Source organism: Streptomyces sp. NPDC051555, from assembly GCF_044454405.1.
Taxonomy (GTDB): domain Bacteria; phylum Actinomycetota; class Actinomycetes; order Streptomycetales; family Streptomycetaceae; genus Streptomyces.
The window spans coordinates 91,995-106,369 of sequence record NZ_JBITDP010000029.1 but is presented as its reverse complement, the minus strand read 5'-3'; the positions used below and the strand labels follow the sequence as shown (position 1 = coordinate 106,369).

At 71.4% G+C, this 14,375-nt stretch carries 15 protein-coding genes; 8 read left to right on the top strand and 7 right to left on the bottom strand.

Going from position 1 to position 14,375, the window contains the following annotated elements; all coding sequences use genetic code 11:
- Window positions 1-110: 110 nt before the first annotated feature.
- Window positions 111-932 carry a thioredoxin domain-containing protein gene (locus ACIBEA_RS37860; protein WP_399267787.1) on the bottom strand — a complete coding sequence of 274 codons (822 nt, stop codon included), beginning with the start codon at window positions 930-932 and terminating at the stop codon, window positions 111-113.
- A gap of 239 nt (window positions 933-1,171) precedes the next feature.
- Between ACIBEA_RS37860 and ACIBEA_RS37855 the strand changes: the two genes are divergently transcribed.
- Window positions 1,172-2,905 (top strand): hypothetical protein, encoded by a 1,734-nt coding sequence (locus tag ACIBEA_RS37855; RefSeq protein WP_399267785.1) that lies wholly within the window; start codon window positions 1,172-1,174, stop codon window positions 2,903-2,905.
- Between the two features lie 177 nt (window positions 2,906-3,082).
- Here the strand turns inward: ACIBEA_RS37855 and ACIBEA_RS37850 are convergent, their stop codons facing one another.
- Window positions 3,083-3,286: a cold-shock protein gene (locus ACIBEA_RS37850; protein WP_399267783.1), complete on the bottom strand. Its 204-nt coding sequence runs from the start codon at window positions 3,284-3,286 to the stop codon at window positions 3,083-3,085.
- Window positions 3,287-3,523: 237 nt separating this feature from the next.
- On the opposite strand from ACIBEA_RS37850, the gene ACIBEA_RS37845 reads away from it, so the two are divergent.
- Complete coding sequence (locus ACIBEA_RS37845) at window positions 3,524-4,372, top strand: menaquinone biosynthetic enzyme MqnA/MqnD family protein (RefSeq protein ID WP_399267781.1); 849 nt, start codon at window positions 3,524-3,526, stop codon at window positions 4,370-4,372.
- 39 nt (window positions 4,373-4,411) lie between these two features.
- Here ACIBEA_RS37845 and ACIBEA_RS37840 read toward each other — a convergent pair whose 3' ends face one another.
- On the bottom strand, window positions 4,412-5,467 hold the full coding sequence (locus ACIBEA_RS37840; protein ID WP_399267779.1) for an alpha/beta hydrolase: 1,056 nt from the start codon (window positions 5,465-5,467) through the stop codon (window positions 4,412-4,414).
- 100 nt (window positions 5,468-5,567) lie between these two features.
- Here ACIBEA_RS37840 and ACIBEA_RS37835 point away from each other — a divergent pair, with 100 nt between their 5' ends.
- The 5 genes from ACIBEA_RS37835 to ACIBEA_RS37815 all read left to right on the top strand — a co-directional run bounded on the left by ACIBEA_RS37835 (window position 5,568) and on the right by ACIBEA_RS37815 (window position 11,131).
- Window positions 5,568-7,352, top strand: a complete 1,785-nt coding sequence (locus ACIBEA_RS37835; RefSeq protein ID WP_399267777.1) for a serine/threonine-protein kinase — start codon at window positions 5,568-5,570, stop codon at window positions 7,350-7,352.
- 111 nt (window positions 7,353-7,463) lie between these two features.
- Window positions 7,464-8,663 (top strand): cyclic dehypoxanthinyl futalosine synthase, encoded by a 1,200-nt coding sequence (gene mqnC / locus ACIBEA_RS37830; protein WP_399267775.1) that lies wholly within the window; start codon window positions 7,464-7,466, stop codon window positions 8,661-8,663.
- A 13-nt stretch (window positions 8,664-8,676) separates the two neighbouring features.
- Complete coding sequence (locus tag ACIBEA_RS37825) at window positions 8,677-9,363, top strand: imidazolonepropionase-like domain-containing protein (protein ID WP_399267773.1); 687 nt, start codon at window positions 8,677-8,679, stop codon at window positions 9,361-9,363.
- A 149-nt stretch (window positions 9,364-9,512) separates the two neighbouring features.
- Window positions 9,513-10,205, top strand: coding sequence for a demethylmenaquinone methyltransferase (locus ACIBEA_RS37820; protein WP_399267771.1), 693 nt, complete (start codon window positions 9,513-9,515; stop codon window positions 10,203-10,205).
- A gap of 14 nt (window positions 10,206-10,219) precedes the next feature.
- The gene (locus ACIBEA_RS37815) at window positions 10,220-11,131 is read left to right on the top strand and encodes a glutaminase (RefSeq protein WP_399267769.1); all 912 of its coding nucleotides are present in this window, start codon (window positions 10,220-10,222) and stop codon (window positions 11,129-11,131) included.
- A gap of 23 nt (window positions 11,132-11,154) precedes the next feature.
- Here the strand turns inward: ACIBEA_RS37815 and ACIBEA_RS37810 are convergent, their stop codons facing one another.
- On the bottom strand, window positions 11,155-11,682 hold the full coding sequence (locus ACIBEA_RS37810; RefSeq protein ID WP_399267767.1) for a GNAT family N-acetyltransferase: 528 nt from the start codon (window positions 11,680-11,682) through the stop codon (window positions 11,155-11,157).
- Between the two features lie 98 nt (window positions 11,683-11,780).
- Between ACIBEA_RS37810 and ACIBEA_RS37805 the strand changes: the two genes are divergently transcribed.
- Window positions 11,781-13,064 (top strand): geranylgeranyl reductase family protein, encoded by a 1,284-nt coding sequence (locus tag ACIBEA_RS37805; RefSeq protein ID WP_399267765.1) that lies wholly within the window; start codon window positions 11,781-11,783, stop codon window positions 13,062-13,064.
- 60 nt (window positions 13,065-13,124) lie between these two features.
- On the opposite strand, the gene ACIBEA_RS37800 is transcribed toward ACIBEA_RS37805, so the two are convergent.
- The 3 genes from ACIBEA_RS37800 to ACIBEA_RS37790 all read right to left on the bottom strand — a co-directional run bounded on the left by ACIBEA_RS37800 (window position 13,125) and on the right by ACIBEA_RS37790 (window position 14,364).
- On the bottom strand, window positions 13,125-13,574 hold the full coding sequence (locus ACIBEA_RS37800) for a DNA-binding protein (RefSeq protein ID WP_399267763.1): 450 nt from the start codon (window positions 13,572-13,574) through the stop codon (window positions 13,125-13,127).
- Complete coding sequence (locus ACIBEA_RS37795) at window positions 13,568-13,810, bottom strand: hypothetical protein (protein WP_399267761.1); 243 nt, start codon at window positions 13,808-13,810, stop codon at window positions 13,568-13,570. The genes ACIBEA_RS37800 and ACIBEA_RS37795 overlap by 7 nt, the downstream gene beginning before the upstream one ends.
- 89 nt (window positions 13,811-13,899) lie before the next feature.
- Window positions 13,900-14,364 carry a DUF732 domain-containing protein gene (locus ACIBEA_RS37790; RefSeq protein ID WP_399267759.1) on the bottom strand — a complete coding sequence of 155 codons (465 nt, stop codon included), beginning with the start codon at window positions 14,362-14,364 and terminating at the stop codon, window positions 13,900-13,902.
- Window positions 14,365-14,375: the final 11 nt, after the last annotated feature.

Sequence of the window (14,375 nt, the reverse complement as noted above, 5' to 3'; positions counted from 1 at the left end):
GTCGCCCCGGCGCGGAGAGACAGTCGAACTGACGGGCAGCCCCCGGAACCTCCCCGACCCCGCCCCACCCGAAGCACCCGCCCCCGCGGCGGAGCCGCGCCCACCGCCCCCTACTTCTTCACGCTGTCCGCCACCAGTTGCTTGAACTCGTCCCCGGTGATCGAGTCGATGCCCTTGCCCGAGAGGACGTTGACCGGCTTGCCGTTGATGTCCACCTCCGGAGTGCCCTTCTTGCCGCTCTCGTAGAAGGTCTTCGAGACCTTGTCGACCCACGGCATGTAGGTCAGTTCCTTCACGGCCTTGTTGAAGGTCGGGGTGCGCAGGCCCGGGACCTGGTCCGCCAGGTCCAGCAGGGTGGACGTCGAGCCGAACTTGTCGTCCGTCTCCTTCTCCGGGTGGTTCTTGTAGAGCACCTGGAGGTAGTCCATGAACTTGTCCGGGCTCTCGTTGACCGCGGCGCCCAGGGCGTTCAGGGCGCGCTTGGAGCCCTTGCCGCCGCCCAGTGCCTTGTCGAGGAAGGTCGCGAAGTGGTACTCGACGCGGTAAGTGCCGGCGCCGGCCTGTTCCTTGAGGGTCTTGCCCAGGCCGATCTCGACCCCGGCGCAGTAGGGGCAGCGGGGGTCGAGCCAGATGCTGACGACGTCCTTCGCGTCCGCCTTGCCGTACGGGACGACGACGCCGTCCTTGCCCGAGGTGTTGGCGGGCTGGACGAAGGGCTTGCCGCTGGATTCGGTGGAATCGTCGGCGGCGGAACTGCCCGATTTCGACGCGTAGATGCCGACTCCCGCCGCGATGGCCAGTACGGCGACCAGCGCGCCGCCGACCATCAGGCGTCCGCGCAGCTTGGCCTTGCGCGCTGCGGCCTCGCGCTCCAGGCGGAGCCGCTCCCGGGCGTCGCGGCTCTGCTGGTTCTTCCTGCTGCTCTTGGCCATGGAAACAGCCTAGGCAGGTGAAGTGGTACATACTCGGGCCATTGGGACTTTTTCGTCCGGGACTTAAGACCTTCGCCGGGGGTCGAACGATCTGTGGGTGAAGAAGAGGCGAATGGTCTGTCACATATTGGTGGGGTGACGGCGAGTCGTGCGCGAATACCTGATAGACAGTGAATATTCATGGGTCGTCCGGCCGCGCACTCACATGTCCACGGCTGCCTCGGGGGGATTGCCGCACTGTGAAGCCTCTTCACCGTCATCTTGTCAGCACGTCGCGCAAGGTCCTGTGCACTGCCGCACTTGCCGCCAGTCTGACCACGGCGGCGGTCGTCACCACCGCGCCGACGGCCGACGCGGGTGAGGCCGAGCCGGGACCGGACAGTCCGCAGGCCAACGACCGCGGCAACGCGCGCCTCGACCTGCCCGACCTGGTCGCCGACCCGCCCGCGCAGGCCGGTTCCGGTGCTCCCGAAGGGGCCAGCGGGATACCCGCGACCGCCCTCGACGCCTACCGCCGGGCCGAGATAGCCGTCGGGTCCGCGCTGCCCAACTGCAAGCTGCCCTGGCAGCTGCTCGCGGGCATAGGCCGGATCGAGTCCGTCCACGCCTCCGGCTACGGCCTGAAGACGGACGGGTCCACGGAGAAGCCGATCCGCGGTCCCCGCCTGGACGGCAACGGCTTCGCGACCATCAAGGACACCGACAAGGGCGCGTGGGACGGGGACACCGAGTACGACCGGGCCGTGGGCCCGCTCCAGTTCATCCCCTCGACCTGGCAGACCTGGGGCGCCGACGGCAACGGCGACGGCAACCGGGACCCGAACAACATCTACGACGCCGCGCTCGGCGCGGGCCTCTACCTCTGCGCGGGCGACCGGAACCTCTCCGACCCGGGGGACCTGGACAAGGCGATCCTGAGCTACAACAGCTCCCGCGAGTACGTGAACTCCGTGCTCGGCTGGATGCGCCAGTACCAGGCCGGGGTCGCCGACGTCCCGAACCCGCCTCCGGGGAACTTCCCGACGCCGCCGCCCGGGTCGCTGCCCACCCCGCCGCGCCCGCCCGTGACCCCGACGGCCCCGGTGACCCCGCAGAAGCCGCCGACGGTGCCGCCCACCGTCCCGCCGACGAAGCCGCCCACCAAGCCCACCGACCCGACGAAGCCGACGCCCGCGACGGTGAGCGAGCTCGTGGTGGTCGGCGAGTCGAAGATCACCGCCGAGGCGGGTTCGGTCTTCGGGTCCGCCCCCAAGGTCAAGGCGGTCCTGAGCGACGGCAAGCCCGCCGCGGGCGAGACGGTCACCTTCAAGGTCGAGGACGGCGACACCTCGGGCACCGTCTTCGAAGCCGACGGCAAGACCTCCGCCGTGGTCAAGACGGACAAGGACGGCATCGCGGTCGCCCCCGCCCTGAAGGCGGGCGCCAAGGCGGGCGAGAAGGAAGGCGCCTTCACCCTGCGCGCCACCCTCTACAGCCAGGGCAAGGGCAGCACCACGGGCAGCCAGCCCTTCACGGTGAAGTTCACCGGGACGGTCACCCCCAAGCCCAAGCCCGCCCCCGTCGTGGACGCGCTCACCCCTACCGACACCAAGCCGCTCACGGCGGTCCAGGGCTCCAGCTTCGTGCGCATCGAGCTGAAGGCCACCGCCGAGGGCGCCCCGATCGCCGGGACGAAGGTCACGGCCGCGCTGGTCGAGAAGGACGAGAAGGGCAAGTGGGTCCCGGTGGACCCGACCGCGCGCACCCCGTTCTTCAAGGGCGCGGACGGCAAGGAGCTGCACACGGTGGCGCTGGCGCCGACCGGGGCCGACGGCCTGGTCACCGTGCCGGACCTGTTCACCGCCTCCGCCCCGGGCACGGCCGCGACCCCGGTCGCGCCGGGCACGTACCACCTGCGCCTGGTCACCGAGAACGGCGTGGAGCGCATCCTGGACCTGATCGTCACCGCGGCCCCGGCGGCCCCGGCGGCGTAGGCCTCGGGTGCGCGAGAGGGGCGGGACCCATCGGGTCCCGCCCCTCTCGTATGCCCCCGGTTCCGTCCTCGGGGTCGGGGCACCAAAGGCAGGAGCCCCGGCCCCTCCGCTCGCGCGGAGGAGCCAGGGCTCCTTGGGTACTGCATCTCCAACCCGCGATCGGGCTGGCCCAGGCGACTAGGCCGGGCTGACGTTCTCCGCCTGCGGGCCCTTCGGACCCTGCGTGACGTCGAAGTTCACGAGCTGGTTCTCCTCAAGGGAGCGGAAACCAGCCGCGTTGATCGCGGAGTAGTGGACGAAGACATCCGGGCCGCCGCCGTCCTGGGCGATGAAGCCGAAGCCCTTTTCAGCGTTGAACCACTTCACGGTTCCGGTAGCCATGAGCCCTCCTATGGGCCAAAGGGTCGCCCTGCTCCAGAACCTGCTAAGAAGTCTGAAAACTACAAAAGCCTGCGGGTTACATGCTCCGCAGGCCTCGTACTGCAAGGGAAACCAAACTGCAACTTGCGTCGAGCCTAGCACGCAGACTGGGGGGTCGACCAGAGGGAAAGATCACGTCACCCGGACGTTTGAGGCCCGTCCGACGGCTGACGGGAGGACGGGGGCTAGTCTCGCGATGTGGACGTCTATCGCAGCCGGCCCAGGGTCGGCCACATCCAGTTCCTGAACTGCCTGCCGCTGTACTGGGGCCTCGCAAGAACCGGCACCCTGCTCGACCTGGAGCTGACCAAGGACACCCCCGAGAAGCTGAGCGAGCGGCTGGTCCGGGGCGAGCTCGACATCGCTCCGATCACCCTCGTGGAGTTCCTCCGCAACGCCGACCAGCTCGTCGCCTTCCCCGACCTCGCGGTCGGCTGCGACGGCCCCGTGATGTCCTGCGTGATCGTCTCGCAGGTGCCGCTGGAGCAGCTCGACGGGGCCCGGGTCGCGCTCGGGTCCACCTCGCGCACGTCCGTACGACTGGCCCAGCTGCTGCTCGCCGAGCAGTACGGCGTGCGGCCCGACTACTACACCTGCCCGCCCGACCTCGGGCTGATGATGCAGGAGGCCGACGCGGCCGTACTGATCGGTGACGCGGCCCTGCGGGCCTCCCTGCACGATGCGCCCCGGCTCGGTCTCACCGTGCATGACCTGGGGCTCATGTGGAAGGAGTGGACCGGACTGCCCTTCGTCTTCGCCGTCTGGGCCGCCCGCAAGGACTACCTGGAGCGCGAGCCGGCCATGGTGAAGGAGGTCCACGAGGCCTTCCTCGCCTCCCGGGACGTGTCCCTGGAGGAGGTCACCAAGGTGGCCGAGCAGGCGGCCCGCTGGGAGGCCTTCGACGCGGAGCTGCTGGAGCGGTACTTCACCACGCTCGACTTCCGCTTCGGCGCGGAGCAGCTGGCGGGCGTGCGCGAGTTCGCGCGCCGGACCGCCGCGGACACCGGCTTCGCCGAGGACGTGGTGGTGGAGCTGCTGGCCCCGTGACGGGTCGGGCCGCGGCGGGGCCCCGGCTCCGCCTCAGCCTCAGCCCGTGGGGACCGGCGCCTGGAGGTGGGCGCTGATCCACTTCATGGTGCCCTCGCCCATGCCCCGGATGTAGGTCTTCGCGTTGTGCTCGCCACCGGCGATGACCTGCAAATGGGTCTTTACTGGACCCTTTCCGTAATTCCTGATGAATTTCTCTACGTTCGCCTTTCCGCTTTCGTTGCTGCCGACCTGGAAGGCGAGATAGACATCGGGTCCGTCCTTCGTCGCGAGTTCCGCGGCGAGGCGTTCCGGATTGTTCGCCTGCCGCTCCTCCTCGTATCCCTTCCACAAGGGGGAGTCGGGCACGGTGTCCGGGCCCGAGGCGATCACCGCCTTGAATTGCTCCGGCTTCTGGAGAACCGCCTTCAGCGCGGCGAAGCCGCCGGAGGAGGAGCCCATGAAGGCCCAGCCGTCCCGGGAGTGGAAGGTGCGGAAGTTCGCGCGGACCAGGTCCGGCACGTCCTCCGTGAGCCAGGTCCCCATCTTCGGCTGCCCGGGGATGTCGCTGCCGTCATAGAAGTGTGATTTGTCTGGATTGAGTACCGGCATCGCCACGATGAAGGGCAGGCTCCGGCCGTCCTTCGACCAGGCGGCGATGCTGCTCTCCAGCCGGAGGCCGGCGGCCATCCAGTAGTTCTTGGGGAATCCCCGGCCCCCGGGCAGGGCGATCAGCACCGGGAAGCCGCTGTGCGCGTACTGGGATTCGAAGTACTGCTTCGGGGCCCACACCCAGACTTTCCCCGTGAAGCCCGATTTCTGACCCTCCAGGGTGGTCACGCCGATCGTCGTCCCGTCGGCGAGGCTGCTCTCCTCGTGGAACTCCGCCTCCGGTCCGGTCGGCAGCTGGGTCAGCCGCTCCGCCTCGGCCACCGGGTGCGGGCTGATGCTGCTGGTGGGGGCGCTCGTCGGCGCCGAGCTCGGGGCGTCGAAGCGGACCCGGCCGCCCTGGCCGGAGCAGCCCCCGAGGGTGAGGGCGAGGCAGGCGGTGAGGCAGGCGGTGAGCAGGGCGGATGCCCTGAACGCCGGTTCCGCCGTGGTCGTGCGCGGTCTCATGCCGATCACCGTGCCACGGATTCGGCGCCTCCGTGGGCCGACAGGGCCTAGTGTGCTGAGCCGTCAGTCATGCACGGGGAGCACAGGACGGGGGGACGCGATGCAGCCGCTCGAAGCCGGCGAACCGCGCACGATCGGGTCGTACCGGCTGCTGGGCCGGCTCGGCGCGGGCGGCATGGGCCGGGTCTACCTGGGGCGCAGCGTCGGTGGCCGGACGGTCGCGGTCAAGATCGTGCACCCGCACTTCGCCTCGGACGACGAGTTCCGGGCCCGTTTCCGGCGCGAGGTCGCAGCCGCCCGCCGGGTGGGCGGCGAGTGGACCGCGGAGGTGCTGGACGCCGACCCGGAGGCCGCTGTTCCGTGGGTGGCCACCGCGTACGTCGCCGGGCCCTCCCTGGACCGGGCGCTCGCCGCGCACGGGCCGCTGCCGGAGCACTCGGTACGGGCGGTGGGCGCGGGGCTGGCCCGCGCCCTGGTGGCGGTGCACGCGCTGGGCCTCGTACACCGCGACGTGAAGCCCTCGAACGTGATGCTGACCCTCGACGGGCCGCGGCTGATCGACTTCGGGATCGCCCGGGCCACCGACGGCACGGCCTCGCTGACCTCCACCGGGGTGTCCGTGGGCTCGCCGGGCTACATGGCGCCCGAGCAGATCCTCGGCAAGGGGGTCACCGGGGCCAGCGACGTCTTCTCGCTCGGCGCGGTCCTGGCCTTCGCCGCGACCCGCCAGCCCCCCTTCAGCGGGGACAACGCCGCCACCCTCCTCTACAAGGTGGTCCACGAGGACCCCGACCTCGACGGGATCCCGGCCGGGGAGCTGCGCGACCTGATCGGTGTCTGCCTGGCCAAGGCGCCGGGTGAGCGGCCCGCCCCGGAGGCGATCGCGGTGGCGCTGGGCGGGGCGCTGGGCGCGCCCGGCTGGCTGCCGGGGCCGCTGGTGGAGGACGTGAGCCGGGCCGCGGCGCGGCTGCTGGACCTGGACGCGGACGCGGACCCGGGGCCCTACGCCTCCGGGCCGGTGCCCTTCGGCGCGTCGCCCTACAGCTCGGACGCGCTGGGCGGCTTCGGGCCCGCGGACTCCTCGTACGAGGCCGAGCGGGCCCCGGTCGGTCCGGTGGGCCCGTACGGCCCGGCCGGGCCCGCGGTCCCCCCGGGACCGCCGACCGCGACGGGCACCGGGGGCGCGGCCGGGGGCGCGGCCACGGCCCGGGGGACGGGGAAGGGGGACCGCGGGGACGGGGACCGGCGCGGGGTCCGCCTCACGGCGGCCGGGCGCCGGATGAGCTGCACGCTGGTGCTGGCCGTGAGCGCGGCGCTGGCGCTGGGCCTGGGCGGCGGACTGTACGGGCTGGGCCTGCTGCCCGGGAGCGGGGGCGCGCACGACTCGGCGGCGGGCAAGCCGAACCCGCCGGCCTCGACGCCGGGCACCAGCCGCTCGCCCTCCGCCCCGTCATCGGGCTCGCCGCTCCCCTCCGCTTCCGGTTCCGGCGACGGCTCGTCCGCGCCGCCGACGCGGAGCACGCGGGACGACGTGCCCGAGGAGTTCGTCGGCACCTGGAAGGGGTCGCTCACCACGAACCTCGGCCTGCCCACCCGGTTCGAGATCACCATCCGGAAGGGGAAGAAGGGGGCGGTGGTCGCCCGGGACCACTCGGTCGTCGACATCCTGGGCACGGCGTACGACTGCAGCGGCGACTGGAAGCTCTCCGTCGCCACCGACCGGGCCCTGGTCCTGGACACCGCGGGCGGCCCCAACCCGCACCCGGGCGTCTGCGCCCCCGGCTCCGCCGACGAGCGCTTCACCCTCAACGAGGGCGGCACCCTCCACTACCGCTCGGGCGACAAGGCCGCCGGAAACCCGGAGGGCGACCTGACGAAGGGCTAGGTTGCGGGGGGCCGTCCCTTCGCGGCGGCCCCCCGCAACCGCACCGCGGCGCTGGCGTAGGCTGGATCGGTCCGGACAACCCTTGACACACCGCCGAAAGGTGACGCACCGGTGACCGACCAGGCCGCTCTCCAGTCTGTCCTCGACCGTGCCGCCGCAGGGGGCCGGATCACCCAGCAAGAGGCCCTCGACCTCTACCGCGACGCCCCGCTGCACGCGCTCGGCCAGGCCGCCGACGCGGTGCGCCGCCGCCGCTACGCGGGTACCGAGCACATCGCGACGTACATCATCGAGCGCAACATCAACTACACCAACGTGTGCGTCACGGCGTGCAAGTTCTGCGCCTTCTACGCGGCCCCGAAGGACACCAAGAAGGGCTGGTCCCGGGACCTCGACGACATCCTGCGCCGCTGCGCGGAGACCGTCGAGCTGGGCGGCACGCAGATCATGTTCCAGGGCGGGCACCACCCGGACTACGGCGTCGAGTACTACGAGCACCACTTCGCCGCGATCAAGAAGGCGTACCCGCAGCTGGTCATCCACTCCCTCGGCGCGTCCGAGGTCGAGCACATGGCCCGCATCTCGGGCGTCACGGCGGAGGAGGCCATCAAGCGCATCCACGCCGCCGGCCTCGACTCCTTCGCGGGCGCGGGCGCCGAACTCCTCCCGGCGCGGCCGCGCAAGGCGATCGCCCCGCTCAAGGAGTCCGGCGAGCGCTGGCTGGAGATCATGGAGATCGCCCACGGGCTGGGCGTGGAATCCACCTCCACGATGCTGATGGGCACCGGCGAGACCAACGCCGAGCGCATCGAGCACATCGCGATGATCCGGGACACGCAGGACCGCACCGGCGGCTTCCGCGCCTTCATCCCGTACACCTACCAGCCCGAGAACAACCACCTCAAGGGCCGGACGCAGGCCACGGTGTTCGAGTACCTGCGCATGATCGCGATCGCGCGCCTGTACCTCGACAACATCGCGCACATCCAGGGCTCCTGGCTGACGGTCGGCAAGGAAGCGGGTCAGCTGGCGCTGCACTACGGCGCCGACGACCTCGGTTCGATCATGCTGGAGGAGAACGTCGTCTCCTCGGCCGGTGCCAAGCACCGCTCGAACCGCCAGGAGATCATCGACCTGATCCGCAAGGCGGGCCGGACCCCGGCGCAGCGCGCGACGACGTACGAGCACCTGCTGGTCCACGACGACCCGGCGCACGACCCGGTCGACGACCGCGTGGCCTCGCACATCTCCTCGACGGCCATCGAGGGCGGCACGGCGCACCCCGAGCTGAAACTGATCCAGGCGAACTGAGCCCGGCGAACCGATGCTGACGCTGCACACCGCCGACCTGCTCGTCACCGGGCCGGGCGCGGCCGCGCTGCCGGGCGGGGCGGTCCTGGTCGAGGGCGACCGGATCGCCGCCGTGGGCGCGTACGAGGCCCTCGCCGAGCGGAACCCGCACGCCCGCACGCGGCGCTGGCCCGGGGTGCTGACCCCGGGGTTGGCCGTGCGCGGGGCGGAAGTGCTGCTGGAGCGGACGTACTACCCGGACGATCCGTACGAGATCGCCGAGCTGGGCGCGGACCCGATCACCGGGGCCGAGGCCCTGGACGCCCTGGAGCTGACCGAGGTCCGCTGGGGCAACAGCGCCCGGCGGGCCACCCAGAAGCTGCTGTCGCGCGGGGTGGTCGCGGTCAGCGGCCGGCTGCGCGTGCCGGCCGTCCGCACGGCGGTCACCCGCTCGGGGCTGGCGCTGCTGCCCGCGCCCGCGGGGGCCGCGGCCCCCGGCTCCCCGGCCCCCGGCTCCCCGGCCCCTTCGCCGGCCCCTTCGCTGGACCCCTTCGCGGGGCGGGAGACGGCCGCCGCCGCGTTCCACGGGTCCCTGGAACGCGGCGGCCCGGCCCGCTTCGCGGCCTTCGACGCGGCCGACCTGGACGCCCTGCTGGCGCGCGGCGCCACCACCTGCGTGGCCACCGTCATCGGCGGCCGCCTCCTGCACCGCCGCCGCTGACCTGCCGCCCGCCCGCCCCCGGACGGGTGCGGGCCCGGCGCTGCGGGGCGGGGCGGGCCTGCGAGAATGAGGGGGCACCCCCACCGCGTCGTGCCCGCCGCCCGCGCCCCGCGCAGCGGCACCGCACCCGAGCTCTGCGAGGCCAACCAGTGACCCGCGCATCCCTGGACAAGCAGCCGCACGAAGTCGCCTCCATGTTCGACGGAGTGGCGGCCAACTACGACCTCACGAACGACGTCCTCTCCCTCGGGCAGGCCCGGCTGTGGCGCAAGGAGGTCGCCAGGGCGGTCGACGCGCGTCCCGCCCAGAAGGTGCTCGACCTGGCCGCCGGCACCGCGACCTCCTCGCTGCCCTTCGCCGCGACCGGTGCGTACGTCGTCCCCTGCGACTTCTCCCTCGGCATGCTCCGCGAGGGCAAGAAGCGCAACCCGTGGCTGCCGCTGACGGCGGGCGACGCGACGAAGCTGCCGTTCAAGGACGACGTCTTCGACAGCGTGACGATCTCCTTCGGGCTGCGCAACGTCCAGGACACCGAGGGCGCCCTGCGCGAGATGTACCGGGTCACCAAGCCCGGCGGACAGGTCGTCATCTGCGAGTTCTCGCAGCCGACCTGGGCCCCCTTCCGGACCGTCTACACCGAGTACCTGATGCGCGCCCTGCCGCCGGTGGCCCGCGCGGTGTCCTCCAACCCCGACGCGTACGTCTACCTCGCCGAGTCCATCCGCGAGTGGCCGGACCAGGCCGCCCTCGCCCAGCTGCTGCAGAAGGCCGGCTGGGGCAAGGTCGCCTGGCGCAACCTCAGCGGCGGCATCGTGGCGCTGCACCGCGGCACCAAGGCCTAGGGAACGGGCGCGCCGTGGACTACCAGGAGCTGCTGGAGCAGATCGAGGCGGACATCGCCCCGCTCGTCGGCAGCGGGACGCCCGCCGAGTACATACCGGCGCTGGCGTCCGTGGAGCCGCGGCAGTTCGGCATGGCGATCGCCGACCTCGACGGGAAGGTCCACGGGGTCGGCGACTGGCGGACGGCGTTCTCCGCGCAGTCCATCACCAAGGTGTTCGCGCTCGCCCTCGCCCTCGCGGAGGGCGGCGACAGCCTCTGGGAGCGGGTCGGGCGCGAGCCCTCCGGCAATCCCTTCAACTCGCTGGTGCAGCTGGAGTACGAGAACGGCATTCCGCGCAATCCGTTCATCAACGCGGGCGCCCTCGTCGTCACCGACCGGCTCCAGACCCTCACCGGTGACGCGAGCAGCGAACTCCTGAAGTTCCTCCAGGAGGAGAGCGGCAACCCGGACGTCGCCTTCGACGCCGAGGTGGCCGCTTCCGAGCAGGAGAACGGCGACCGCAACGCGGCGCTGGCCCACTTCATGGCCTCGTACGGGAACCTCGACAATCCGGTCCCCGCCCTCCTCGACCACTACTTCTGGCAGTGCTCGATCGAGCTGACCTGCGCCGACCTGGCGCTCGCCGCCCGCTTCCTGGCCCGGCACGGGCTGCGCGCCGACGGCTCGCGGCTGTTGACCCGCAGCGAGGCCAAGCAGGTCAACGCGGTGATGCTGACGTGCGGAACGTACGACGCGGCGGGCGAGTTCGCCTACCGCGTCGGCCTGCCCGGCAAGAGCGGGGTCGGCGGCGGCATCGTCGCGGTCGTCCCGGGCCTGTGCACGCTCGCCGTGTGGAGCCCCGGGCTGGACGCCCAGGGCAACTCGGTGGCGGGCGTGGCGGCCCTGGACCGGTTCACGACGCTGACCGGGCTCTCGGTGTTCTAGGGCGCGCCTCCAGGGCGCGTCGACTACGCCGTCCCGCGGAAGTCGAGGGTGTACTTGCGGCCCGGGTGGCCACCCGGAGAGGTGAACTCCTCGGCCAGGTCCATCCCGAGCCGTTCCGCGACCGCGATCGACCGCGTGTTGCGGGAGTCGATCATCGCGATGACGTGCGGGACGCCCGCCGCCCGGACCCGTTCGACGGTGGCGAGCGCGGCGGCGTAGGCGTACCCCTTGCCCCAGAAATCGCGGCCGAGCCGCCAGCCGATCTCGATCTCCCCCAAGGGCGGCCCCCAGGGCTTGGGCCACGGCTGGGCGCCGGTGAAGCCCATGACGGCGCCGTCCGGGTCCACGAGGGTCCACAGGCAGAAGCCGTGCCGGGCGTCGTGCATCCGCTGGCGGGCGGTGAACTCCTCGTACACGGAGAGCTCGGCGGGACCGCCCAGGAACTCCATGACATCGGGATGGCCGAACACCCGGTGCCAGGCGTGCGCGTCCTCATCGGTGGGCACGCGCAGCTGTACATCGGGCAGTGGCCGGGTCGGCGAGACGGTCATCGTGGGCAGCCCTTCGGATCGTGATCTCTCTCGCTGCTTAGACTGCACATGTCTCGTGCCGTTCGGCACCCCTTATCGAGCCTTCGGGAGATCCCGCAGTGACCGAGCCCCTCTCCGAACACTCCGCGGATGTGATCGTCGTCGGGGCCGGGCCCGCCGGCTCCACCACCGCCTACTACCTCGCCAAGGCCGGACTCGACGTCCTGCTTCTGGAGAAGACGGCGTTCCCGCGCGAGAAGGTGTGCGGCGACGGCCTGACCCCGCGCGCGACCAAGCAGCTCGTGGCGATGGGCATCGACGTCTCCGAAGAGGCCGGCTGGCTGCGCAACAAGGGCCTGCGGATCATCGGCGGCGGACAGCGGCTCCAGCTGGACTGGCCCGAGCTGGCCTCCTTCCCGGACTACGGACTCGTACGCAAGCGCGACGACTTCGACGAGACCCTCGCCCGGCAGGCCCAGAAGGCCGGCGCCCGGCTGTACGAGCGCTGCAACGTCGGCGAGCCGATCCGCGACGCCCGTACCGGGCACATCACGGGCGTGCACGCGAAGCTCGGCGAGGAGAAGAACTCCGTCACCTTCCGCGCCCCGCTGGTGGTCGCGGCCGACGGCAATTCCTCCCGGCTGTCCCTGGCGATGGGCCTGCACCGGCGCGAGGACCGCCCGATGGGCGTCGCCGTCCGCACGTACTTCACCTCCCCGCGCCACGACGACGACTACCTGGAGTCGTGGTTGGAGCTGTGGGACCGGCGCGGCGCGCAGGACCGCCTCCTCCCCGGCTACGGCTGGATCTTCGGCATGGGCGACGGCACGTCCAACGTCGGCCTCGGCATCCTCAACTCCTCCTCCGCCTTCAAGGAGCTGGACTGGCGCGAGGTGCTGAAGGCGTGGTGCGCGTCGATGCCCGCCGACTGGGGCTACACCCCGGAGAACATGACGCAGCCGATCCGCGGCGCGGCCCTGCCGATGGCCTTCAACCGGCAGCCGCACTACACCAAGGGCCTGCTGCTGGTGGGCGACGCGGGCGGGCTGGTCAATCCGTTCAACGGCGAGGGCATCGCCTACGCGATGGAGTCGGGCCAGATCGCGGCCGAGGTCATCGTCCAGGCCCACGCCCGCGCCACCCCGGCGCAGCGCGAACTGGCGCTGCACAGCTACCCGAAGGTCCTCAAGGAGACCTACGGCGGCTACTACACGCTGGGCCGCGCCTTCGTGAAGCTGATCGGCAACCCGAAGGTGATGAAGATCGCCGCCCAGCGCGGCCTCACCCACCCGGTGCTGATGCGGTTCACGCTCAAGATGCTGGCGAACCTGACCGACCCCCAGGGCGGCGACGCGATGGACCGCATCATCAACGGCCTGAGCAAGGTGGCCCCCCGCGCTTGACCGGTCAAGGCCGGGCCGCTCGTCGGGTAGTCGAGCGGCCCGGTTCGTAGCCTTCGGCCGTCACACGTTGACGATCTTCACCTTGGGTGAGCCGGGAAGCTCCTCGGCGGCCTTGCACAGCGCTGGGATGTGCGACTTGTCAGAAGTGACGAGTAGCACCGGGGGAGTGCAGAGTGCGGCCGTGGCCACCACCAATGCGTCCACGAGGCATTCGTGCCCATCGAGGCCCGAAGCGTCCAGCAGCTTTGCTGCGGCGTCTGTCACCGCGTCGTTGACCGGTTTCACGTCGAACCGGGACAGCAGGAACTGAAGTCGCTTGGCGGCCTCTCCTGTCCGGCGCACCTCCAAGGGCGTCAGTGCGGACAGCGCCACGCGCCGGCCGCTCTGCTGAGCGACCTCGATGCGCGCACGCATCCCCCCGTCACCGTCGACGTGCAGTGAAAGGCCCTGGGCGTCCAGGACGAGCGTGCCCTCGCTCTTCGCCTTGATCTTGAGGCGCTTGCTTACCACTCCTGCTCCGCCTGCCGCCGCGCTTCGGTGGAGACGGGCCCGAACGCCTTGCGGTCGGCGGTCACGACCTCGCGGAGCTTCTGCGCGGCGAGCCATTCCTCCAGAGCTTCGGCCACGACGGAGGAGAAGCCGCTCTTGCCGGTGCGCTCCTCGACTTCCTTGATCAGCGATTGCGCCAGCGACACGGATCTCTTGCCGGCCCGGTCGGTCGCTTGGTGGGCTGCGTGGCTGCTCATACTTAAAACGTAGCACCGCTGGTAGGAAATTTCCTGTCTGATCTCTCCGCGGCGGGTATCGAGGGGCACGCTCCGGACGGCGCGGGCGGTCAGTAGGTCGGGCAGAGGTGGGTGTGGACCGTGTCGCGGATGCGGGCCGCCTTGGTGGGGCCGAAGCCGTCCGGGTGGGCGGGGGAGGTGAAGCGCACGGCCGCGATGTCGTTCTGTCGCTTGCGGTCATCGGGGGAGCGCGCGATCGTCTGGCACAGGCTGCGGCCGTGCTCGACGGCCTTGTCGGGCTTGTTGTGGACGATGTCCGCGTCGATGGCCGTGAGGGCCGCGAGGTACTTCGCCTGGGTCTCCGCGTCCGGCAACGGCGGGGGCGTCTTCGCCCTGGGATCGGGCGACTTGCCGTTCTTGCCCGGTTCCGGTGGGGGCGGGGGCGTGGCCACGGGCGCCGCGGCGGGCCCCGTCCGGGCCGGGGGCAGTGCGCCGTCCTGATCGCTCCCGCACGCGGTGAGGCACGCGGTGGCGATGACGGCGCCGAGTAAGACGGAGGTCGTGCGACGGTTCACTGAACTCCTCG